This is a genomic window from Bacteroides sp. Phil13 (assembly GCF_001940965.1).
In the GTDB taxonomy this organism is placed as follows: domain Bacteria; phylum Bacteroidota; class Bacteroidia; order Bacteroidales; family Bacteroidaceae; genus Bacteroides; species Bacteroides intestinalis.
On record NZ_MSHA01000012.1, the window covers coordinates 1 to 24,000 of the forward strand.

Consider the following 24,000-nt stretch of genomic DNA (forward strand, 5'->3'; position numbering starts at 1 on the left):
TACTATGAAAAACACAATGCAAAGATACGTACTTTCGGGATAACTGCAAATTATCCAAATAAAAAAGTATGTTCTATAACATTAATTAAAAATATAGACTTAATCTTATATCTTTGTTAACCTTTAGCCTCCTGATACATAAACCGTTTAATAGATTTTTTGGCTGTCTTTTCAAACTCCTCAAAATGTATCTTCACCTTTGATATCTGGCAATAAGCCGGTAATTGCTGGTTGAGTTCGTTACGGTTAGCTTCCATCATACACTCTACATCCGTTTGTTGCAGTCCATTGGCAAATGCATCATCAAAGTCCGGATAAATCAGTGCTACCAGTTTTTCTTTTTGCAACACAATGAGTGACTCGGAAACGTAAGGCATATTATTCAGTTTGCTTTCAATCTCTTCCGGATAGATGTTTTGTCCGCTGGAAGTGAGCAACATATTCTTGCTGCGCCCGCGCACAGTTACATAACCTTCCGCATCCATTGTGCCTAAATCGCCTGTATGCAGCCAGCCATTTACGTCAATGATTTGTGAAGTTGCTTCCTGGTTTTTATAATATCCTAGCATCAGGTTGGTACCCCGACAAATGATTTCTCCCGCCACCTTTTCCGGATCAGACGAATCTATCTTCACTTCCATGCGTGTGGTTGCCTTACCGCATGATGCCAGCTTCAGGGTTTCCCAGCGGCTGGAACAGATGATAGGACCACATTCCGTCATACCGTAAGCGATGGTGTAGGGGAAGCCTATCTGTTTGAGAAAGCGCTCGACTTCTGCATTGAACGGGGCTCCACCAATGATAATTTCATCGAAGTTACCGCCGAATATTTCCATTGCTTCTTTGCGTGCAAGAGCTCTGATCTTGTCATTGATGATAGGAACATGGAGCAGTAACTTACCAATTTTATTATCTACACGCGGCAGGATGTTCTTCTTGATAATCTTTTCTACAATCAGAGGCACGCATGAGATGACACGTGGCTTGATTTCAGCGAAAGACTGTGCGATAATTTTAGGAGTCGGCATGCGAGTGAGGAAGTAGATGTGTGCCCCGGCTGAAAAACCGTAAAGGAAATCGTAAGTCATTCCGAATACATGTCCCATAGGAAGCATGGAAACTATGTTATCGCCCGGTTTCACCGGAAGCATCTCATGGCAGTAATTCACGTTGGACCAGAGGCTACGATAGGGGAGCATAACACCTTTGGAATATCCGGTAGTACCGGAAGTATAGTTAATAATGGCAAGTTCTTCCGGTTCATCCTTCCGATAGCAGATGTGTTCGGGACGGAAGTTTTTAGGATAGCGCTGTCCGTAGAGAGTATTGCGGTGCTCGAAAGCTTCCATCAATCGTTTGTCGCGACAGACTACAGGGGTGAATTCAGTCATCAGAATAATGCCCAGCAATTGCGGCATGGCGTCTTCATTCAGGTTTTCCCACACCTGATCTCCCACAAAAAGCAGTCTGGCTTCAGAGTGATTGACGATATTGTGTATATTATCCGCTTTAAATTCATGAAGGATAGGCACAATAACAGCTCCATAAGTGATGGTTGCCAGGAAAGTAACTGCCCAGTGTGCACTATTACGACCGCAGACGGCAATCTTATCACCCGGCTGGATACCGGCACTTTCCAGTACAATATGGAATTTTGCAATCTTGCGAGCCACGTCTTTATATTGGAGAGTAGCACCCTTATAGTCAGTCAAGGCGTTTAAGTTCCAGTTCCGAATGATGCTCTGTTCAATGTAATCAATGAAGTGTTGTTCCTGTTCCATCTGTTAAATTTGCACACTTTAGTTAAAACTGCGCAAATATAGAGCTAAATGTGATGGCGTGCAAGTTTATATATTTATTCTTTGGTGGGAGACGAAAGAAAAAGAAAAAATAACCAATTGTACTTTCTTTTGCCTTGATGCAAAAGAAAGATACCAAAGAAAAATTGCAGAAAGCCCTTACGTTCGGCATCCTCAAGCAAGCTTGCGGATGCTCTCACTTAAACGGGCTTTTCAAGGCTGCACTTCCGGGGCTACTCCGAAAGTATTTTCAGCTAAAGGGCAGGAACTCGCTTCGCTCAAACAGCCTGCCCTTTTTAACGCCGAAAACACTTTCTATGCTTAACACCCCTACAGTGAGGCCGGGAAACCATGCGGCGTAAATGGGGGAAATATTACGTGGTTGTATTACATAGCATCTGTGATGCATAGTCCTATATCGCGCAGCGCTTTACCGCGCAGCCTTCGGGCATAGGCGTAGGTGCGTCAGGCGGAGATATTGTCAGGCGCAGGTAAGGGGCGATCTGTCTGAGCGTAGCGAGTTCGAGCCCCATCTGCGCATGGCGGTATCGGAGTAGCACCGTAGACGTAGCCCGTGCCCTTTCTTTTTGATATCTTTTTCTTTCGGGCAAACGAAAGAAAAAGTACACACATATTAATCACTACTCTTCTTATCCGAAATCAGCAACAACTTATCCCCCAAATGTAATTTCAGCGATCCGTTCGGTATCAGGAATTCCGTGCCTCGTTTCACAATCATTACGAGTGCTCCATTAGGCAGAGTGATATCCTTCAGGGTATCGCCTTCTTCCAGCATCTCCGTGGTAACGGTCATATCGCTGAGATCACTATCAATTTCTTCGGGCAATTCCACACCGAATTCATTACCGGTCTTTTCCAACGGGGTAGAAAGTTTCAGTAAGCGGGCAGCTAAGGAAACGGTAGTACCCTGGATAACGAGAGAAACAATAGTGATAAAGAATACGATATTGAAGATCACGTCGGCACCCGGTACTTGCGCTACTACCGGATAAGTGGCGAAGATGATAGGTACTGCTCCGCGCAAACCTACCCAGGAAACGAAGAGTCGCGAACGGTTTGTAATCTTCTTGCCGAAAGGCAGCAAGCAGAGGAAGACACTGAGCGGACGACCGATAACAATCATAAATACACCGATAAGCGTTGCTACTAAAGCGATATCAAGTAACTCGTGAGGATTTACCAACAAACCGAGGCAAAGGAACATGATGATTTGGAACAGCCAGGTTAATCCATCCATGAAAGTATAAATCTCTTTGCGATGCATTATCTTGTTGTTACCTACCATAATACCGGCAATGTAAACGGCAAGGTAGCCATTTCCTTTCAGAAGATCGGTAATGGAGAAAGTGAAAAATACAAATGCAAGTAGAAGAATGGGATAAAGAGCCTGATTATCAATATTAAGCTTATTCAGCATGAGGATGGCAAGTTTGCCGAGAAGGTATCCGGCAGCCGCACCTACTATGAACTGAATAACGAACGAACTGAAGATACCTCCAACACCCATTCCACCGGATTGTATGAACTGTATCAGCACGATGGTAAGCATGTAAGCCATCGGGTCATTGCTACCACTTTCAAGTTCCAGCATGGGGCGAAGGTTATGTTTCAGATTCATTTTCTGCGAACGTAAGATGGCAAATACAGAAGCGGAATCGGTAGATGACATGGTGGAGGCAAGCAGTAGGGATGTAGTGATAGGAAGATAAATATTTGACCAACTCATGCCGGCAATCCACCAGATGAAAAGTCCTGTAAAGATGGCAGTTAGCAGTACGCCGATTGTGGAGAGAACAATGCCCGGAACGAGAATCGGTTTAATTTCGTTGAATTTAGTATCCATGCCGCCGGAAAACAAAATAACGCTAAGAGCAACCATACCAATAAATTGTGCTTCTTTAGCGTTATGAAACTGTAGTCCGAAACCATCGCTACCGAAAATCATGCCGACGACAAGGAATAGTAACAGGGCAGGGACTCCGAATCGATAGCCGGTCTTGCCGACAATAATACTAATGAAAAGTAAGATAGAACCGATTAAAAGAATGTTTTCTGCTGTAAAAATCATAAATTAGGTATTATTTAAGTTGTTTATTCAAGGATTTAGTTATCGCAAAGCGAAGTTACGTCTATTTTTTAACAATTGCAAGGTGTAAAATGTTCAGATTGAATTTTACTTTCTTTTCATATAATCCTTCATTACAAATTTTCTTAATTGAATTTTAGTACAAACATGGTTTCCTTTCCGGGATGTAGGGAAAGACTACCACCTGACAGGCGCATAATCTGACGGGAAATGCTCAAACCTATGCCGCTGCTACCTTCTTTTGTGGTGAAGAAAGGTATGAAAATGTGTTCTGCTACTTCAGAAAGAATGGCAGGACCGTTATTGGATACTTCGATGAGTACGGCTTCATTTTCATTGCAATAAGCGTGTAAGGTGATAATGCCTTCCGGAATTTCTGCTGCTTCGATGGCCTGAATGGCATTTTTCAATAAGTTGATGAGTACCTGTGAGATAAGGTTCTCATCTGCATAAAGAATAAGATCATCTGGAGTGATGTGGGAGTGGAAAGTGATATGGGAATCAGGATATTGATGCCGTGCCAGTTCCACCATGCGGTTGATAAAACCTTTGACGTAGAACAAGGAAGGTTCCGGTTTGGGGATACGGGTGAAACGGAGGTAATTTTCTACAAAAGAGAGAAGTCCTTTGCCCGTGGTGCTGATGGTGTGCAGGCCATTGCGGATTTCGTCAGCAGTTTCTTTGTCGGAAGAAATGGATTCACTTTTCGCTTTTAATTCTTCGCTTCCTTGTATCAGTGTCAGCAATGTATCGCTCAGTGAAGTGATGGGAGTGACGGAATTCATAATTTCATGTGTCAGTACACGGATCAGGCGTATCCAGGAGTCGATTTCCTTTTCGTCCAGTTCGTTATTGATATCATTTAGGGCAAGGATACGGAAATGCTCCTGACGGATGGTTATGTCGGAGACGCGGATGGAGAGATTGACCGTACCGCGTTCGTTGGATAGGCGGGTTTGTAACTTATCTCCTGGACGGCAATGGGTGAAAAGTCCCATAAGGTTTGCATCGATACGGCTTAGTTGGCTAACATGGGTGAAGACTTCCAACCCTAACAGGCGGAGGGCTTCATTATTTTTCTGGTAAACAGCACCTGCATCGTTCAGTACCAGGATACCGGTATTGATGCAGTCGAGAATGAGTTCGTAATATTTTTCCTGTTGTGCCGTTTCGCTCTTTACATTATATAATATAGAAGCAACGTGATTCAGGGCCTGGTTTACAATACGGTTGTCCGGAATGTCTTCGTGTTCGGAGAAATGGATGGACGCATCGTTGTTTTCAATGGCATCGAGCAGAAACAGGACCTTCTGTGTATGCCGGCGATACAGTTTCCATTGCCAGCGCAGACTCGTTAGCAGCAGCAAGGAAGAGATGACTATCCATAAAAGGTCTTTATAAATAATGGATACCGTGACAGCTCCTGCCAACAGGAGAGAGATGATGATGCGGAAAAAGTAGCGGTCGGTGATGTATCGGTAGTAATGTTTCATAATCCGAACTTTTTCATTTTGTTATAGAGAGTCTGCCGGGTGATGCCGAGTTGCGCGGCAACAGCGGATAGATTGCCGTTACAGGTATCCAGAGCTTTTTGTATCATTTTCCGTTCCATTTCTTCAAGGGTGGCTGCTTCTGTACCGGTATCGCTTCCGGTGCGTGAGGTTTCGGGACGCTTAGGCAACTGGAACAGTTCTGCCGGCAGTTCGTTGCCGTCGCAAATAATGACTGCTTTCTCTATGGCATGCTCCAGTTCACGGATATTTCCATACCAGGGATGTGTTTTCAATTTGGTACAGGCAGCATCGGAAAGCCGTAATAATGCTTTGTCATATTGCTTGCAGAAGCGTGTTATAAAGCGTTCGGCAAGAGGAAGAATGTCTTCCGGCCGTTCGCGCAAAGGCGGAATTTCAAGATGGATAGTATTGATGCGGTAAAGCAAGTCTTCACGGAATTCATTGCGTTGTACCATCTCGTTCAGGTTGCGGTTGGTGGCACAAATCAGACGGATGTCGACAGCGATAGGCTGGTTGCTGCCTACACGGACAATACTGCGGCGTTGCAATACGGTCAGTAGTTTGGCTTGCAGGTGATAGGGTAAATTGCCGATTTCATCGAGAAACAGTGTGCTATGGTCTGCTGTTTCGAACTTACCGGGACGGTCAGCGTATGCATCTGTGAAAGAGCCTTTTGTATGCCCGAAAAGCTCGCTTTCAAAGAGGCTTTCGGTGATGGCTCCCATGTCTACGGCAACCATTTCCTTCGTACGGCGGGAAGAAAGTGCATGAATTTCACGTGCCAGCATCTCTTTTCCCGTACCGTTTTCTCCGGTGATAAGTATATTTGCATTGGTTATGGCGACTTTCTCCACCAGCGAGCGCAGTTGCTGCATAATGGGGCTTTCTCCCCAATACATGGCAGGGGTTACGGGCGAGGCACTTTTTCCGTTATTCTTATTATGAATGGCTTGGGCTGCATTCAGTAAGGTTTCCACCAGCTTTTGATTATCCCATGGCTTGACAATAAAGTCCGTAGCTCCTTCTTTAATGCCACGCACGGCAAGATCGATATCTCCATAAGCAGTGAAAAGAACCACAGGCAAGGAGGGACGAAGGCGTTTGATCTCCTGCAACCAGAATAATCCTTCGTTTCCGGTATTGATGCCTGATGTAAAGTTCATGTCAAGTAACACTACCGATGGAGTTTCTTCACGCAACACAGAGGTAAGTGTGACAGGTGAAGTGAGCGTGATGATCTTTTCGAAATGGGGTTTCAACAGCAGTTGCACAGCGGTGAGCACACCGCGGTTATCATCGACAATGAGGATATTTCCGGGCTTTTTCATACGAGAGTTTCTTTTGAGGGAGTAAAGATAATGCAAATCGAAGGTATAACTTTCATGCTTGCATGAAAAAGTTATGCTGAGATGCAGCTTATTTTCTGTAAAGATAAGGAAGTTCAGCGAAAAAAATGAAAGATACTTGTCATATTTTCTACATACCGGCGTAATACGAATAACCGACCTTTGCCTGCAACTAAAAATACAGACACTATGAGATTACGTGCTTTTTATTCTACCATTCTATTATTTTATAATGTGTGTCGTGCCCGGCATGGACAACCTTATTATTCTTTGCTACAAGCGATTAAACAAAAAGTAAAATCCGCTGTTTCTTATATTTCCGATTTTGAGGAGGAATTGGTGAAGTTTGCCCGCGCACGTAAATGCGACGTACGGTACGAGGATATGATGATGAACGAAAAACCTGAAGAGCGCCTCTGTAGTTAAAATCGTGAATTGTAAATTACTAAATTATAAAAATATAAAGATGAAAGTTCTTTTTATTGTTCAAGGAGAAGGCCGCGGTCATCTGACGCAAGCCATCACGCTGGAAGAAATTCTACGACGCAACGGGCACGAGGTAGTAGAAGTACTGGTGGGGAAGAGCAATACCCGTCGCCTGCCGGGTTTCTTCAATCGCAGCATACAGGCACCTGTGAAACGCTTTCTCAGTCCGAACTTTTTGCCTACGCCTGCCAATAAGCGGGTCAGCATGTCTCGCAGTATCGCATATAATCTGATGCAGGTTCCTGCTTATCTGCGTAGCATCTGTTATATTCACCGGCGTATCCATGAAACTGATGCGGACCTCGTAATCAACTTTTATGAGTTACTGACGGGTTTGACTTATCTTTTTTTCCGCCCTTCTGTACCGCAGATCAGTGTCGGCCATCAATATCTTTTCCTGCATCATGACTTTGAGTTTCCCCAAAAGAATCCTATGAGCCTGCTGATGCTCCGTTTTTTTACACGACTCACGTGTATCGGAGCCAAAGAGAAGCTGGCTCTCTCATTCCGTCCGATGGAAACGGACGAAGAAGCGCATATACGCGTGGTACCGCCTTTACTGCGGCGCGAAGTGCTTTGTTGTGAAGCTGCTTCTGGAGAGTATGTGCACGGTTATATGGTTAATGCCGGATTTGGAGAAAGTATCTCCCAGTGGCATGAGCAGCATCCTGAAGTACCTTTGCACTTCTTCTGGGACAAACCGGATGAGCTGGAAGTGTGCCGGATGGATGAAACATTGTCATTTCATCAGTTGGATGACGAAAAATTCCTTCGCTATATGTCGGGTTGCCGGGTATATGCCACTACGGCAGGCTTTGAATCCGTTTGTGAGGCTATGTATCTGGGTAAGCCTTTGTTAATGGTGCCGGCGCACATCGAACAGGATTGTAACGCTTATGATGCGGCACGAGGCGGAGCAGGTATTATTTCCGATAATTTTGAGGTAGACCGTTTGTTGGAGTTCGCCAGGAGTGAGTATCAACCCGAAGAGAATTTCCGTAGCTGGGTGCTCAGTTGTGAGTGGCGGTTGCTGAACTGTATAGAAACAGCGGAAGGAATAGGCTTTGTAAATGATTATAAATTGATATATGAATAAGAAAATAGCCTGTATGAAAATAAAGAAGGGGAAAATTAACTTCCCCCTCTCTTTTCTTTTGCTTTTGCTGTCTCTTGGGTAGCGGTGGTTTCTGTTTCTTCTGTTTGCTCTTCGGTGTCCTTTTCCGCTTCTTTTTGTTCCATTTCCCGTCTCAGTCTTTTCAACCTCCACTTATTCCAGAACATAAGCTCTTTCCATCGGTTGAAGTCCTTCTTGAAAATGATACCGATACCTTGCGTTGTCAGATTGGTCCTTGTGTAATAGCGGTCGTTCGTCTCATTATACGCTTTCAGGCGAATATCTCCGCTACGGTTCACAAGCCATTCTGCTTCAAAGTCTCCTACAAAGTTCGTATTTGCCATCGGATTGTCGCGGTATCCGAAGTTACCATTGATAAGCAGACGATTGTTCAGTAATTGCCCCGATAGCATTCCTTCGAATTCCATATCCGTCCAGCCTTTTTCTCCGGTGCTGAGGTTGGTACCTATATTCCAGTTGTTACTATTAATAATGTTGGAAAGTGCATTGTTTAGTTGTCCCGAAAGGGTGGATGAAAGCACAGAAGTCATCATATTCGAGTTTTGTGTGGCATCTACATTTTCGGGTGTATAAAATTTGCCGATACCTAACAGATAGAGGATCTGCATATTCATTTGTTCGTCCGTAGGGATATAGTTGCGTATAAGTGCTTGTACTTCATCTCGTTCATTAGGCACTTCCAGTCCCAACTTAATGTCAGGAGAAGTGAGTTGGCCTGTCAGATTCATGGTACAGTTTACCCGGATATTCGTAGGGATTCCATAGCTGCTTGCATTGGGTACCAGGTCATTCAATGATGCGGAATTCACCATATAGTTTGCCTGGATATCCATGGTGGCATCCAACGGAGGACCGTTAAAACTGATAGTACTTCCGTCTTTTATTGTAAAATCCTTGCGTATCACTTCCTGCAAACTGAATTTATAAACTCCCTGACTGATGCGGTAACTACCGAACATTTTTACATCATCGCCTTTGTTGTAAAACTCTGTGCGGATATTTCCGGACCCTCGTCCACTGATGTAGTCGCCTGCAATGGGATCCATAACAATCTTCATGGTTGCATTCGGGGTAGCTTCTACAAGCAGATTTAGGCGGATATCGGTATGACTTTCTTCTTCCTGTTGTATTTCTTGTTGTGCCAGCTCATAATCAGAGGTCAAATTGATGGAGTCCAGCACAGCACGACGAGGTGTTTTATCTACATACTTGATGAATTGGGTACTGGCAGCTGAAGATACATTATCCTTTATATAAACAAAATTAGTATTTCGGTCGGTAGTCATAGCTACATCTATATTTACGCCATCTTGCGCATTACCGGCAATCAGAGCATTGCCTGTTCCATATACCGTACCATAGAAAGGCAAGTCAAGCGATTCTTTTGTATTCATCACCAGCATATTATTTACGTCAAACTGAAAACGATATTCCAGATTCTTGAAGTGTTCATAGTGCAGGTAACCGTTTGCGTGTCCCTGGTTGCCCTGAGGGTCGAAAATGCGGTTATTATGGAAAGTCAGCCCGTTCGGCTCTATGAGAATACTGTCTTTTATGAAGAAAGTGGTGTTCAATACGTCTACTTTCATGGAAGCATCGCCAAGTACGCGTCCTTCCATGGTAAGCCCTTTAAATTTACCATAGAAATGTACGTTGCCACTGGCTCGTCCGTTAAATTCCGGTGTAATACTACTCATGTAGTGTTCAATAAACTTGAGATTGGTGCTGTCCGCTTCAATTTGTAAGTCGAGTGCACTTGTGGGTTTTATGGGATAGATATATCCATATACATGACTTTTGGCTATGTCTTTCTCACGAATATGTGCATCGAGATAAATTCCTTTTACTTCGTGATGCCATTCTCCATGAATATTGGCATCGCCCAATAATCCGTCGTTCAACCCAAGACTTCGGATAAACAGGTCGGTATACATAACGGGAGTTTTTAATACTCCACTGGCATAGGCTGGACCGGTAGCTTCGCCTTTGAAGTTAACCCCAAGGTTGGCTATATCGAATACATATCCTATATTAATATCTTTCAAGTCCAGGCGTACCGTGTCATTGGGTTCTTCTGAAATGACCCCATTGATGCGCAAGTGTCGGTCTTTATGGCTGAAATAGAAATCATTAATATGTATTTTCCCGGAATCTATGACTACTTGTGAGGGGTGTATTTCCCATAGAGTATCATTCAGAATGATATCTGTCTTTTGTACATCTACGACCGTTTTCAAGGGCGAAACTGCCTTACGGGAACGCTTGTTATCTCGTTCTTCGGCTTGTGCACGGAGAAAATGTGCAGTAGCAGCCAGTTTGCCACTATAGGTGACGGAACTGCTGTTACCCCAGTTTAGGGAAGTCTGAATAAGGTCGTCTTTGGCCTGAGCTTCCAATGCAATGTTTATTGCACCTGTCGGCTTGCGGTTATTGAAGCGCAGTCGGGCATGAACTTTGTCACCCGGATTTTCGCATAATAGCATTCCGGATTCAATGAATTTATCTCCATAACGCAGACGTGGAAAATAGCCCTCTACCCGCAAGCGTTGCGCTTTGTCATTGAAATAACCTTTTAGAGTAGAGTGTGTATAGATTTTAATGGGAACATTGAATACGGTGGACAATAAATCCGTATTGAAGATGTTTACATCAAAATGGAAATTATTCTCGCTTTCTATGGGGTTCTTGTCCGGTAATATCAGAGCGGGAATGTATTTCCGCATGATATTCATTACACTGGCAGGCAGGGTACGATAAGAATAATCCCCCTCGATGCTTGCATTCAGGAAATTAGAGGTTACTGTCAGTTGCTTATGAGAACTATCCCTCTGGCTGGCAGCGATTTTCAGGTTATCCAGAAAATACTCCTTATCGGGTGCAGTGAATTGCAGACTGTCGATATTGATTTCTCCATTCATTTCATCAATAGATCCACCTGTGAAGTCGGCTGTTAATTGAACTGAAAGTTCTGTATCCTCATATTTGGGGGTTAGGTGGAGTTCGTGCGGACGCACATTGCGAATGCTGGCGTGAAAGTTGAAAGTCGGTATACGGCTGACGGTATTGATATTACCGTTCAGCAGAATAGAACCATTTTCGTCATCCAATGCTACTTTTCCATTGAAACCGCCTTGTTTGTATTCTCCGTCCAGTGTGATATTTTCATAATTATAATCACTATAGTCGATGGAAGCAATCAATCCTTTCATCACAATGGAAGGGTATTGATTTTCATAGTGGCTGCCTTCAATGTCAAGATTGAAAGTTACTTTTCCCAGCTTTTCGTTATCCAGCATATTGCCCAATTCGAGTTCTTCAGTCTTTACGGCACCCGAATATGCAAAATAACCTTTTTCTTTATCTGAACTTATTTTCAAGTCTGTCTTGATGGAGCCAATGTCTGTGTATATCAAACCATAAGTTACGATGTCCGTGAAATAGCCTGATACTTCTCCATGAAATGAAATGGTGCCCAAACGTTGTAATATAGGAGGAACACTCTCGTAATTCTTACTCAAGTTGCGTACAAAAAAAGCAACCCCTTCCGGATCGGCATATAAATTGGACAGGTTACCAAATACAAATGCATCCTGAGGACGGGATAGATCTTGTAAAGATACATCTCCTCTCAAACGGAAATGCGGTCCTCCTGTGATTGATAGGTGGGGACAGTTCAGCTGGTTAATGGTACCGTTTGTTTCTACAGCTATTTGCAGCTTTTCTTTAAAAGGAGAAAATGCGGGAACAAATGCTGCCAAATCACGAAGTACGATATCTGAAGGCAGCATACGGAACGAGAAGTGCACGTCATTAACAAAATTACCAAAAGCCCCCAGACTGTCATATTCCATACGTATGGTGTCCATGGCAAGTGAAGTATTGGGCAGGTCGATTGCAAAATTCTCGATATTCATCTTCTGATTATTTGCAACAACCTTTAAGCTCAGCCTCTTTAACTCAAATCCGGAATTTCCTTCTTCTATACTTAAACGTTTGATAGCAGCATTTATAGAATCATTTTGAAGTGCTTTTAAGGAGATATTGGCAATAATGTTACGTAGCTGTATGTGCTGTGCATTGAACTTTCCCGGTGTTTCTTCTGCCGACAGCACATTGTAGGACAGCTTGCCGCGCCGTATCAATAGAGAATTGATGCGGATATCCAGATTACTTTCTTTTTTGATGGTATCTTTAGAGGCAAATGCATCAAGTACGAACTGGAAATTGGGTATATCTTCCGGTGTTTTCTTTTCCAGATTGATGTTAAAACCAAATAACTGCACGTTACTGATGGAAACTTTTCCCTTGAATAGGGGCAATATATCGAATTTAGCTGAAAGACGGGATATCTTCAGCATTTCTTTATCGGACTGGTCATTCAATAATAAGTCATCAATTATGATGCGGTTTAGCAGTCCCATATTTATCCGCCCGATGGTCAATTGTGTACCCAGAACGTTAGCCAATTCGTTTGCAACCAGCACAGACATTTGTCGCTGAACGTAAGGAATGTTCAACAACAATATAGTCCCGATATACAAACTAAGTATAATACCGAGCACCCAGCGAACTGTCTTTTTTAACTTTCTGATAGGCGGTTTGTTTGAATTAGCCAACAAAAATATGAAATAATACGTTATCAATCCTACTTTTATCATTACTTTTGCAGCGTTTAAACGTAAATAACGATATGAGTACAATAATTTTAGGAATAGAAAGCTCTTGCGACGACACCTCTGCTGCCGTCATCAAAGATGGATACCTGCTATCAAACGTCGTTTCCAGTCAGGCGGTGCATGAAGCCTATGGCGGTGTAGTTCCCGAATTAGCTTCACGTGCACATCAGCAAAACATAGTTCCGGTGGTGCATGAAGCATTGAAACGCGCCGGAGTGACTAAGGAAGAATTGAGTGCAGTGGCGTTCACCAGAGGACCGGGATTGATGGGTTCTTTGTTGGTAGGTGTGTCATTTGCCAAAGGTTTTGCTCGTTCTTTAGGTATTCCTATGATTGATGTTAATCATTTGACAGGTCATGTGTTAGCTCATTTTATTAAAGCAGAAGGTGAAGAGAATGCTCAGCCTGAATTTCCTTTCCTTTGCCTGCTTGTATCGGGAGGAAATTCGCAAATTATCCTGGTAAAGGCATACAATGATATGGAGATTTTAGGGCAGACGATTGATGATGCTGCTGGAGAAGCCATCGACAAGTGTTCGAAGGTAATGGGATTGGGGTATCCCGGTGGTCCGATTATTGATAAGTTGGCCCGTCAGGGAAATCCGAAGGCATTTACTTTTAGCAAACCTCATATCCCTGGATTAGATTATAGTTTCAGCGGTTTGAAAACCTCATTCCTGTATTCTTTGCGTGACTGGATAAAGGAAGACCCCGATTTCATCGAACATCATAAGGTCGATTTGGCAGCTTCGCTTGAAGCTACCGTAGTGGATATCCTGATGGATAAGCTCCGTAAGGCTGCTAAAGAACATAAGATAAAGCAAGTAGCCGTGGCTGGTGGTGTTTCTGCTAATAATGGCTTGCGCAATGCCTTTCGTGAACATGCTGAAAAGTATGGGTGGAATATATTTATTCCCAAATTCAGCTATACGACGGATAATGCCGCTATGATTGCGATTACAGGTTATTTCAAATATCAGGATAAAGATTTCTGTTCGATAGATGCACCGGCTTACTCACGTGTAACGTTGCAATAAAAGGAGTTTTAGAGCACTTTTCGGCCTGCACCGTACCTGGTCCGTGTCTGGTCCATACCAACTCCATACCAAGTCCAAGTGTATAGATACGGAGCAAACACGGAGTTGATACGGATTTGGTGATATGGAGAGGAAAAATAGAACAAAATACAGAAATAATATATATATAAGGTATATGAAGCTGGAAGAAAAGATTGGGGAGTTATTAAAATCGAAGAATTTGTCCCTTTCCACCGCAGAAAGCTGTACAGGAGGCAGTATTGCAGCTCTGGTGACTTCAGTTCCAGGGAGTTCGGAATACTTTAATGGAGGGATTGTGGCATATTCTAATGAGGTGAAGATGTCTCTGCTCCATGTCTCTGCTGAAACTTTGGAGAAATATGGAGCTGTCAGTCGGGAGACTGTTATCGAGATGGTGAAAGGTGCGATGAAAGCGTTGAAAACAGATTGCGCTGTCGCTACATCAGGAATTGCAGGTCCCGGAGGGGGGACAGCGGAAAAGCCCGTCGGAACGGTATGGATTGCTGCTGCCTATAAAAATGAAATTGTAACTTTCAGACAAGAGGGAGATGATGGAAGGGGTGGAAATGTGCAAAAAGCCATTCAAAATGCTCTAATGATGCTCTGTGAGTGCTTAAAATGAAGAAAAAATGCTATCAGACAATGAATTATTTTATGAAAAACTTGTTTGGTATCGATAAAAGTACTTACTTTGCGCTCTGTTTGAAATAAGTATAGATAAAAACTATAAAAATAAGATAGAAATGTCGAAGATTTGTCAAATTACCGGAAAGAAAGCCATGATTGGCAACAATGTTTCACACTCAAAGAGAAGAACTAAGAGAACCTTTGATTTGAACTTGTTTAACAAGAAGTTCTACTATGTAGAGCAAGATTGCTGGATCAGCCTTAGCATTTGTGCTAACGGTCTGCGTATTATTAATAAGAAAGGACTGGACGCTGCTTTGAACGACGCAGTAGCAAAAGGTTATTGTGATTGGAAAAGCATTAAAGTAATTGGCTAAAAAGTAGAGGAGAATACTGATTATGGCAAAGAAAGCAAAAGGTAACAGAGTACAGGTGATTCTGGAATGCACAGAACACAAAGATAGCGGTATGCCGGGAACTTCTCGTTATATCACTACTAAGAACAGAAAGAATACAACTGAAAGATTGGAATTGAAGAAATACAATCCGATCCTGAAGAGAGTAACAGTACATAAAGAAATTAAATAATAAGTATAACCCATGGCAAAGAAAACTGTAGCAAGTTTGCACGAAGGTTCTAAAGAAGGTCGTGCTTATACAAAGGTTATCAAGATGGTTAAGTCTCCGAAGACTGGTGCTTACATCTTTGATGAACAAATGGTATTGAACGAAAAAGTACAAGACTTTTTCAAGAAATAAGATAGTCCGTCGAAAGACGTTTAATTATAAAATCCTCTTATCGTATTCCGGTAAGGGGATTTTTTTTGTACTTTATCCCCGTACTTTCATTACTTTGTTATATCTTTGTGGCATAATGTATTGTACAAAAAAATAGGATATGGGATTTTTTAGTTTTTTCTCAAAGGAAAAGAAGGAAACTTTAGATAAAGGATTATCTAAGACGAAAGAAAGTGTATTCGGAAAGATTGCCCGTGCTGTGGCAGGAAAGTCGAAAGTAGATGATGAAGTGCTTGATAATCTGGAAGAAGTGCTGATAACTTCGGATGTAGGTGTAGAAACGACGTTAAATATTATTCAACGTATAGAAAAGCGTGCTGCATCTGAAAAATATATGAATGCGCAGGAGCTGAATACTATCTTGCGTGATGAAATCGCTGCTTTGCTAACGGAAAATAATTCGGACGATGTAGATGATTTTGAAGCACCGATTGCGAAGAAACCTTACGTAATTATGGTAGTAGGGGTGAATGGCGTTGGCAAAACAACTACTATTGGTAAGTTGGCTTACCAATTCAAGAAAGCGGGCAAAAGCGTTTATCTGGGAGCAGCGGATACTTTTCGTGCAGCAGCTGTGGAACAGTTGGATATCTGGGGTGGACGGGTAGGAGTACCTGTCGTAAAACAAAAGATGGGAGCTGATCCGGCTTCTGTGGCCTACGATACATTAAGCTCTGCTGTTGCTAACAATGCTGATGTGGTAATTATTGATACTGCCGGTCGCCTTCACAATAAGGTCGGCTTGATGAATGAGTTGACTAAGATTAAAAATGTAATGAAGAAAGTGGTTCCTGATGCTCCTAATGAAGTTCTATTGGTACTGGATGGTTCTACCGGGCAGAATGCATTTGAGCAGGCTAAGCAATTTACGTTAGCTACGGAAGTAACCGCAATGGCTATCACTAAGCTGGATGGTACGGCGAAAGGTGGAGTTGTTATCGGCATTTCTGATCAGTTTAAGATACCTGTTAAATATATTGGCTTGGGTGAAGGTATGGAAGATTTGCAGGTGTTCCGTAAGAAAGAATTTGTTGACTCGTTGTTTGGGGAGAATGCATGAAACGGAAAACAATTGATATCATAACTTTAGGGTGTTCTAAGAATTTGGTGGATTCGGAGCATTTGATGCGCCAGTTGGAAGAAGCCGGATATCACGTGACTCATGATACGGAAAAGCCTAAAGGAGAGATTGCTGTTATCAATACTTGTGGTTTTATCGGTGATGCTAAAGAGGAATCCATTAACATGATCCTGGAATTTGCACAGGCAAAGGAAGAAGGAAATCTGGAAAAGTTATATGTAATGGGTTGTCTTTCTGAACGCTATCTGAAAGAATTAGCGATTGAAATTCCGCAGGTTGATAAGTTTTATGGTAAATTTAACTGGGCGGAGTTATTGCTGGATCTAGGTAAAGTCTATCACGAAGAACTTCATATAGAGCGTACTCTTACTACTCCTAAACACTATGCATACCTGAAAATATCGGAGGGATGCGACCGGAAATGTTCGTATTGTGCTATTCCGATTATTACAGGGCGGCATGTATCGCGACCGGTAGAGGAAATTTTGGATGAAGTTCGTTATTTGGTGAATAAGGGAGTAAAAGAGTTTCAGATAATAGCTCAGGAGTTGACTTACTATGGTGTGGATTTGTATAAGAAGCAAATGCTTCCTGAACTTATAGAACGTATATCTGAAATTCCCGGGGTAGAATGGATTCGTTTGCATTATGCTTATCCTGCACATTTTCCTACAGATTTGTTCCGGGTGATGCGTGAGCGTCCTAATGTGTGTAAGTATATGGATATAGCTCTTCAGCACATTAGCAATTCAATGCTGGAGAAAATGCGCCGCCATGTAACTCAGGAAGAAACTTATCAACTGATAGAACAATTCCGCAAAGAAGTACCTGGTATTCATTTGCGTACTACTTTAATGGTAGGGCATCCCGGAGAAACGGAGTCGGATTTTGAAGAGTTGAAAGAGTTTGTTCGTAAGGTGCGTTTCGATAGAATGGGGGCTTTTGCATATTCAGAGGAAGAAGGTACTTACGCAGCTGCACATTATGAGGATGAAATACCTCAGGAAGTAAAGCAGGCACGTTTGGATGAATTAATGTCCATTCAACAAGGTATTTCTGCCGAATTGAGCGCTGCAAAAGTGGGGCAATCCATGAAAGTTATTATTGATCGTCTGGAAGGGGATTATTATATCGGCCGTACTGAATTTGACTCTCCTGAAGTGGATCCGGAAGTCTTGATAGAGCGTGGTGAACAAACGTTGCTTATTGGTAACTTTTACCAGGTAGAGATAATAAGTTCCGATGATTTCGACCTTTTTGGACAGGTTATTTAAATAATTTTCCCTAAGAATTTGTGTATATGCGGAAGTTTTGCTAATATAGCACCGAACTTTATAAAAATAGCTGGATTTTGAATAATAAGGAATTTACTTCAGAACTGTCACGAAGATTGGGATATACCATAAAGGATACATCCGAACTAATTGCATCTTTGCTGTCGGACATGACACAACAGCTGCAAGAAGGGAATATTGTTTCTGTACAAAGTTTCGGTACTTTTGAGGTAAAGAAGAAAGCAGAGCGTATTACCATCAATCCAACGACAAAGTTGCGTATGCTGGTTCCGCCTAAGTTGGTGTTGACCTATAGGCCCAGTACGACTCTGAAAGATAAGTTTAAATAATGCCGTCTTCTACTCAAGTAACCCTTCGTAAATATGAATGAAAAGCTGAACATACAGAATTTAATAGAATTGCTTGCCGAAAAGCATGGCATGGATAAAACGGATGCTGAGAGCTTCGTGAAAGAATTTTTCCAGTTGATTGAAGAATCGTTGGAGAGTGATAAGTATGTGAAGATTAAAGGCTTGGGTACATTTAAGCTGATTGACGTGGATAGTCGTGAAAGCGTAAATATAAATACGGGCGAACGTTTTGAAATACAAGGACATACAAAGGTTTCATTTACTCCGGAGCCAACTTTAAAAGATTTGATAAACAAACCTTTTTCGCATTTTGAAACTGTGGTATTGAATGATGAAACAGTGTTAGAAGATACACCGGTGGAGGATAATTCTGAGGAAGAGGAAAAAGATGAAAATTTTGTAGAGCCTGAAAGTTCTACAGTTGTTGTAGAATCACAGGTTGTTGTTCAGGAGACGGCTAAAGGAAATATAGAAGAGTCGATAGAAGAGGCTGTTGAGATTACAGAGGAATCCATAGAAAGTATAGAGGAAGTGGCTGAAGTAATTGAAGAGAAAACTGAAATTGCTGAAGAAAAATTGATGGAGACAGCTGAAGAAGAAGTGATTCAGACTGTTGAGGAAACCGTAGAGGATATAAAAGAAGAACCAGTTTCGAAAGAAACGCCTTCTGTTTATCAGGCTGAATCGGCTCTTCCGTTCGAGGAAGAAGATTTAGTGCCTACTTATGAGGTTCCTGAGCCTCCATCACCTCCTGTGAATAAAGCAGGCAGTTCCACCATGAAGTTTTTTATCGGAATTGTAGTGCTTGTAGTATTATTGTGTGTAGGTGCTGTTACTTTTATGTATTATCCGGATTTACTGGATAGGATGTCTACGCCATCAACAGAGAAAGTTGCTGATGAAAAGGTGGAGAAGCCGGCCGTTCCGGTCGCTCTGACGGATAGTATTGTTCGAAAAGATACCACAACTGTGGTTGCGAAGAAAGATACTGTGGCAGAAGTTGTTACTCCTAAAGTTGTTGAAGAGCCGAAACCGGTTGCAAAACAGGAGACTCCTGCTACTGCTCCTAAAAAAGAGACAAAGAAAGCTGCTGCAACTCCTTTTGAGCCAGACTCTGTAAATTATAAGATTGTAGGAACGAAAGCTACTCATACTATCCAGGAAGGAGAAACTCTGACAAAGGTTGCACTTCGCTTTTACGGGACTAAGGCCCTGTGGCCCTATATTGTGAAGTATAATTCGGGTGTTATAAAGAATCCCGATCATGTGCCGTATGGTACTGTAATCAAGATACCGGAGCTCGAAAAGAAATAAAAGAAAATATTGCACCCCTGCAAGTTGATAATACTTCACTTGCAGGGGTGATTTGCTATTTATTCCTGTCTGCGAATTTGAAATTCTTTTCAGAAACTATTGTTAACTACTAAACTCTATGAAAGTAGTTTAATCTAATTGTTTTTTAATAAAAATTAGTTGGTATGGTTAATTTATTCCTGTACTTTTGGGAGCGAAAAAAATAATTACCAGTAGCATACTGGAGAAATCAATGGAATTTAAACAATAAAAATAATAGTATTTATGGCTGAAACAATTGATATCCGCGAACTGAACGAGCGGATTGAAAGACAAAGTTCTTTTGTTACCAACCTTACTGCTGGTATGGACCAGATCATCGTAGGACAAAAACATCTGGTAGAGTCATTGTTAATCGGTTTGCTGTCTGATGGACACGTATTATTAGAAGGTGTGCCCGGTTTGGCAAAGACATTGGCGATTAAGACGCTTGCCTCATTGATCGATGCACAATACAGTCGTGTACAGTTTACTCCCGATTTGCTGCCTGCTGACGTTATCGGTACAATGGTTTACAGTCAGAAAGACGAAACGTTCCAAGTAAAGAAAGGACCTGTTTTTGCCAACTTCGTTTTGGCAGATGAAATTAACCGTGCTCCGGCCAAGGTACAGAGTGCTTTGCTGGAAGCGATGCAGGAACGTCAGGTAACTATTGGTACGGAAACATTCCCGTTGCCCGAACCTTTCCTTGTACTTGCTACACAGAATCCTATTGAGCAGGAAGGTACTTATCCGCTGCCTGAAGCACAGGTGGACCGTTTCATGCTGAAAGTGGTTATCGACTATCCGAAGATGGAAGAAGAAAAAATGATTATCCGCCAGAATATCAATGGCGATAAATTCAATGTGAAGCCTATTCTGAAAGCTCAGGAGATTATTGAAGCACGTAAAGTTGTTCGTCAGGTATATCTGGATGAGAAGATTGAACGCTACATTGTTGATATTGTATTTGCTACCCGTTATCCGGAGAAATATGATCTGAAGGAACTGAAAGATATGATTGGTTTCGGTGGTTCTCCCCGTGCCTCTATCAATCTGGCATTGGCTGCCCGTACTTATGCTTTCATCAAACGTCGTGGTTATGTGATTCCTGAAGATGTTCGTGCCGTGGCTCATGACGTATTGCGTCATCGTATCGGATTGACTTATGAAGCAGAGGCCAGCAACTTGACTTCTGACGAGATCATCAGCAAAATACTGAATAAGGTTGAAGTACCTTAATTAAGTAGGCATTTTTAAAAAGGTCTTCCGAGACCTGTTAATAAATGGTGTGAACGTTTTTAAAGAATCTTGCCAACGTTTTTAAAGAACGTTGCCGGTATTTATTAACGGAATTATTTAACGATATAGATGGAAACAAGTGAACTGTTAAAAAAAGTCCGTCAGATTGAAATCAAGACGCGCGGATTATCCAACAATATCTTTGCTGGCCAGTATCATTCGGCCTTCAAGGGTAGGGGTATGGCATTTTCCGAGGTACGCGAATATCAGTTTGGCGATGACATACGCGACATTGACTGGAACGTGACCGCTCGCTTCAATAAGCCTTACGTGAAGGTGTTCGAAGAAGAGCGCGAGCTGACCGTTATGTTGCTGGTGGATGTTTCCGGTAGTTTGGAATTCGGTACGGTGAAGCAGATGAAAAAGGATATGGTGACGGAAATAGCTGCAACGTTGGCTTTCTCGGCTATACAAAACAACGATAAAATCGGGGTTATCTTTTTCTCTGACCGGATAGAGAAATTCATTCCGCCTAAGAAAGGGCGTAAGCATATCTTATATATTATTCGCGAACTGATTGACTTTAAAGCGGAGAGTCGAAGGACTGATATCCGGCTCGGACTGGAATATCTGACAAACGTGATGAAGCGTCGTTGTACAGCCTTCCTGTTATCCGATTTCATCGATCAGGGGAACTTTAAGAATGCAATGACTATCGCCAACCGGAAACATGATATGGTGGCTATCCAGGTGTATGACCGCAGGGTAGAGGAACTGCCGGCTATCGGTTTGATGAAAATAAAGGATGCTGAGACCGGACATGAGCAGTGGATTGATACTTCGTCGCGTGCTGTTCGTCGTGCTCATCACGACTGGTGGGTGAATAAACAGGTGGAACTGAACGAAACATTCACTAAAAGTAATGTCGATAATGTGTCGGTACGCACCGATCAGGACTATGTCAAAGCATTGATGAATTTGTTTGCGAAACGAAATTAATCGGAAAAATGAAAAGATATCTATTTCTGATAACCCTATTGGGGATGTTGACTGGCAAGGCAGTGGCTCAGTCGGTAACAGTAGATGCTACCATTGATTCTCTGCAAATTTATATCGGTGACCAGGCGAAGATTAAACTTCAGGTAGCCTTGGATGCCGATAAACGGGCTATTTTCCCTGTTTATACGGATACACTGGTAAGTGGTGTGGAGATTATAGATGTTGCAAAGCCGGATACGCAGTATATAAATGATGATAAACGAATGCTGATTACGCAGGAGTATACTGTTACATCATTCGACTCGGCATTGTATTATCTGCCACCGATGGAAGTATTGGTGGATAATAAGGCATATCGTTCGAAGGCATTGGCACTGAAGGTATATTCGATGAATGTGCCATTGGATCCAGAGAATCCGGAACAGTTTTTTGGTCCGAAGACAGTAATGCAACCTCCTTTTGTGTGGGAAGATTGGTATGGGATTATCACCTGTGGCATATTGCTTATTCCGATTGCATTATTACTTATCTATCTGATCATGCGTATCTGTGACAATAAACCTATCATCCGTAAGGTAAAGGTTGAACCGAAGTTACCTCCGCATCAGATGGCGATGAAAGAAATAGAGCGTATCAAAGGGGAAAAAGTATGGCAAAAGGGACAGCCGAAGGAGTATTACACGGAATTGACAGATATTTTGCGTACGTATATTAAAGAGCGTTTTGGTTTCAATGCTTTGGAAATGACCTCTTCGGAGATTATAGAAAAGCTGCTTGAAATGCAAGATAAAGAAGCTATTGCAGATTTACGTTCTCTTTTTGAGACTGCCGATTTGGTGAAGTTCGCTAAACATAATCCGTTGATGAACGAAAATGATGCGAATCTGATCAATGCCATTGAATTTATCAATGAAACCAAGGAGAAAGAAGTGGAGAATGCAAAACCGCAACCCACTGAAATTACCATCATTGAGAAACGTTCATTGCGTACTAAAATATTGCTGGGCATAGGCATCGTAGTATTGTCGGTTGCCTTGATTGGTTCGTTCGTTTATATTGGAATGCAGTTATACAATTATTTTGCGTAGTAGTAGAATTTAAGGGTAACTCCAATCTTAAATAGTAAATTGTTAAATAGTAAATACAATGGTTTTTGCCAATATTGAATATTTGTTTTTGCTGCTGTTGCTTATACCTTATATAGTATGGTATATCATGAGGCGGAGGAATAATGAAGCTACACTTCAGATTTCGGATGCTCGTGTATATGCTCATACGCCGAAGAGTTATAAGAACTATTTGTTGCATGTGCCTTTTATGTTACGGATTATTGCTTTGGCATTGATTATCGTAGTGTTGGCGCGTCCTCAAACTACTAATAGCTGGCAAAACAGTGAAATTGAAGGTATAGATATTATGATGGCCATCGACGTATCTACCAGTATGCTGGCAGAGGATTTGAAACCGAATCGTCTGGAAGCTGCTAAAGATGTGGCTGCGGAGTTTATTAATGGTCGGCCCAATGATAATATCGGTATAACTTTATTTGCCGGTGAAAGTTTTACGCAATGTCCGTTGACGGTGGATCATGCAGTGCTTCTGAATCTGTTTCAAGGCATTAAGTGTGGTATTATTGAAGATGGAACAGCAGTCGGTATGGGTATTGCTAATGCCGTTACCCGCTTGAAAGACAGTAAAGCGAAGTCTAAAGTAATCATTCTGTTGACGGATGGTACAAATAATAAAGGAGATATATCTCCGCTGACTGCGGCAGAAATAGCTAAGAGTTTTGGTATTCGTGTTTATACTATTGGTGTAGGTACGAACGGAATGGCTCCGTATCCTTATCCGGTGGGTAACACTGTGCAGTATGTCAATATGCCGGTGGAGATTGATGAAAAGACACTGACGCAGATTGCGGCTACCACAGAAGGTAATTATTTCCGTGCCACCAGTAATTCTAAGCTGAAAGAGGTATATGAGGAGATTGATAAGTTGGAGAAAACCAAGTTGAATGTGAAGGAATACAGCAAGCGCCAGGAAGAATACCGTTGGTTTGCTTTGGCGGCATTCTTGTGCGTGTTACTTGAAGTATTGCTTCGTAATTCTATCTTGAAGAAGATACCTTAAAACAATGCATTAATTGTAAATTACT

At 42.1% G+C, this 24,000-nt stretch carries 20 protein-coding genes and 1 pseudogene; 16 read left to right on the plus strand and 5 right to left on the minus strand.

Going from position 1 to position 24,000, the window contains the following annotated elements; genetic code table 11:
- Nucleotides 1-116 precede the first annotated feature (116 nt).
- On the minus strand, nt 117-1,781 hold the full coding sequence (locus BWI44_RS02215) for a long-chain fatty acid--CoA ligase (protein WP_195209732.1): 1,665 nt from the start codon (nt 1,779-1,781) through the stop codon (nt 117-119).
- A gap of 58 nt (nt 1,782-1,839) precedes the next feature.
- Between BWI44_RS02215 and BWI44_RS02220 the strand changes: the two genes are divergently transcribed.
- Entirely contained in the window at nt 1,840-2,124 is a 285-nt protein-coding gene (locus BWI44_RS02220; protein WP_195209733.1) for a hypothetical protein, read from the plus strand.
- A gap of 309 nt (nt 2,125-2,433) precedes the next feature.
- Here BWI44_RS02220 and BWI44_RS02225 read toward each other — a convergent pair whose 3' ends face one another.
- From BWI44_RS02225 to BWI44_RS02235, 3 genes are all read right to left on the minus strand, one after another.
- Nucleotides 2,434-3,888 (minus strand): potassium/proton antiporter, encoded by a 1,455-nt coding sequence (locus BWI44_RS02225; RefSeq protein WP_007662448.1) that lies wholly within the window; start codon nt 3,886-3,888, stop codon nt 2,434-2,436.
- A gap of 143 nt (nt 3,889-4,031) precedes the next feature.
- A complete protein-coding gene (locus tag BWI44_RS02230; RefSeq protein ID WP_195209734.1) occupies nt 4,032-5,399 on the minus strand; it encodes a sensor histidine kinase in 1,368 nt (455 codons plus the stop codon).
- Nucleotides 5,396-6,748 (minus strand): sigma-54-dependent transcriptional regulator, encoded by a 1,353-nt coding sequence (locus BWI44_RS02235; RefSeq protein ID WP_195209735.1) that lies wholly within the window; start codon nt 6,746-6,748, stop codon nt 5,396-5,398. The genes BWI44_RS02230 and BWI44_RS02235 overlap by 4 nt, the downstream gene beginning before the upstream one ends.
- Before the next feature lie 246 nt (nt 6,749-6,994).
- Here BWI44_RS02235 and BWI44_RS02240 point away from each other — a divergent pair.
- A pseudogene (locus tag BWI44_RS02240) lies at nt 6,995-7,192 on the plus strand (UDP-2,3-diacylglucosamine diphosphatase); the annotation flags it as partial.
- Nucleotides 7,193-7,232: 40 nt separating this feature from the next.
- Nucleotides 7,233-8,348, plus strand: a complete 1,116-nt coding sequence (locus BWI44_RS02245) for a glycosyltransferase family protein (protein WP_007662453.1) — start codon at nt 7,233-7,235, stop codon at nt 8,346-8,348.
- Nucleotides 8,349-8,383: 35 nt separating this feature from the next.
- Here BWI44_RS02245 and BWI44_RS02250 read toward each other — a convergent pair whose 3' ends face one another.
- Nucleotides 8,384-13,045: a translocation/assembly module TamB domain-containing protein gene (locus tag BWI44_RS02250; RefSeq protein ID WP_195209736.1), complete on the minus strand. Its 4,662-nt coding sequence runs from the start codon at nt 13,043-13,045 to the stop codon at nt 8,384-8,386.
- 32 nt (nt 13,046-13,077) lie between these two features.
- Here BWI44_RS02250 and tsaD point away from each other — a divergent pair, with 32 nt between their 5' ends.
- The 13 genes from tsaD (at nt 13,078) to BWI44_RS02315 (ending at nt 23,975) form a co-directional block, all read left to right on the plus strand.
- A complete protein-coding gene (gene tsaD / locus BWI44_RS02255; protein WP_195209737.1) occupies nt 13,078-14,100 on the plus strand; it encodes a tRNA (adenosine(37)-N6)-threonylcarbamoyltransferase complex transferase subunit TsaD in 1,023 nt (340 codons plus the stop codon).
- A gap of 175 nt (nt 14,101-14,275) precedes the next feature.
- Nucleotides 14,276-14,743, plus strand: a complete 468-nt coding sequence (locus BWI44_RS02260; protein WP_117706508.1) for a CinA family protein — start codon at nt 14,276-14,278, stop codon at nt 14,741-14,743.
- A 121-nt stretch (nt 14,744-14,864) separates the two neighbouring features.
- Nucleotides 14,865-15,125 (plus strand): 50S ribosomal protein L28, encoded by a 261-nt coding sequence (rpmB, locus tag BWI44_RS02265; RefSeq protein ID WP_007214256.1) that lies wholly within the window; start codon nt 14,865-14,867, stop codon nt 15,123-15,125.
- Nucleotides 15,126-15,147: 22 nt separating this feature from the next.
- Entirely contained in the window at nt 15,148-15,336 is a 189-nt protein-coding gene (gene rpmG / locus BWI44_RS02270; RefSeq protein ID WP_002560155.1) for a 50S ribosomal protein L33, read from the plus strand.
- A gap of 12 nt (nt 15,337-15,348) precedes the next feature.
- Nucleotides 15,349-15,507 (plus strand): DUF4295 domain-containing protein, encoded by a 159-nt coding sequence (locus BWI44_RS02275; RefSeq protein ID WP_007662457.1) that lies wholly within the window; start codon nt 15,349-15,351, stop codon nt 15,505-15,507.
- Between the two features lie 139 nt (nt 15,508-15,646).
- The gene (ftsY, locus tag BWI44_RS02280) at nt 15,647-16,606 is read left to right on the plus strand and encodes a signal recognition particle-docking protein FtsY (protein WP_007662460.1); all 960 of its coding nucleotides are present in this window, start codon (nt 15,647-15,649) and stop codon (nt 16,604-16,606) included.
- Nucleotides 16,603-17,901, plus strand: a complete 1,299-nt coding sequence (gene rimO / locus BWI44_RS02285) for a 30S ribosomal protein S12 methylthiotransferase RimO (protein ID WP_195209738.1) — start codon at nt 16,603-16,605, stop codon at nt 17,899-17,901. Before ftsY ends, rimO begins: the two co-directional genes overlap by 4 nt.
- A gap of 77 nt (nt 17,902-17,978) precedes the next feature.
- A complete protein-coding gene (locus BWI44_RS02290; protein WP_022393897.1) occupies nt 17,979-18,251 on the plus strand; it encodes an HU family DNA-binding protein in 273 nt (90 codons plus the stop codon).
- Nucleotides 18,252-18,284: 33 nt separating this feature from the next.
- The gene (locus tag BWI44_RS02295; RefSeq protein WP_286810940.1) at nt 18,285-19,586 is read left to right on the plus strand and encodes an HU family DNA-binding protein; all 1,302 of its coding nucleotides are present in this window, start codon (nt 18,285-18,287) and stop codon (nt 19,584-19,586) included.
- Nucleotides 19,587-19,850: 264 nt separating this feature from the next.
- Nucleotides 19,851-20,846: an AAA family ATPase gene (locus BWI44_RS02300; protein ID WP_007218568.1), complete on the plus strand. Its 996-nt coding sequence runs from the start codon at nt 19,851-19,853 to the stop codon at nt 20,844-20,846.
- A gap of 129 nt (nt 20,847-20,975) precedes the next feature.
- Nucleotides 20,976-21,845 carry a DUF58 domain-containing protein gene (locus tag BWI44_RS02305; protein ID WP_007214248.1) on the plus strand — a complete coding sequence of 290 codons (870 nt, stop codon included), beginning with the start codon at nt 20,976-20,978 and terminating at the stop codon, nt 21,843-21,845.
- Nucleotides 21,846-21,853: 8 nt separating this feature from the next.
- The gene (locus BWI44_RS02310; protein ID WP_007662473.1) at nt 21,854-22,933 is read left to right on the plus strand and encodes a hypothetical protein; all 1,080 of its coding nucleotides are present in this window, start codon (nt 21,854-21,856) and stop codon (nt 22,931-22,933) included.
- Nucleotides 22,934-22,991: 58 nt separating this feature from the next.
- Nucleotides 22,992-23,975, plus strand: a complete 984-nt coding sequence (locus BWI44_RS02315) for a vWA domain-containing protein (protein WP_007662474.1) — start codon at nt 22,992-22,994, stop codon at nt 23,973-23,975.
- The last annotated feature ends 25 nt before the right edge of the window (nt 23,976-24,000 follow it).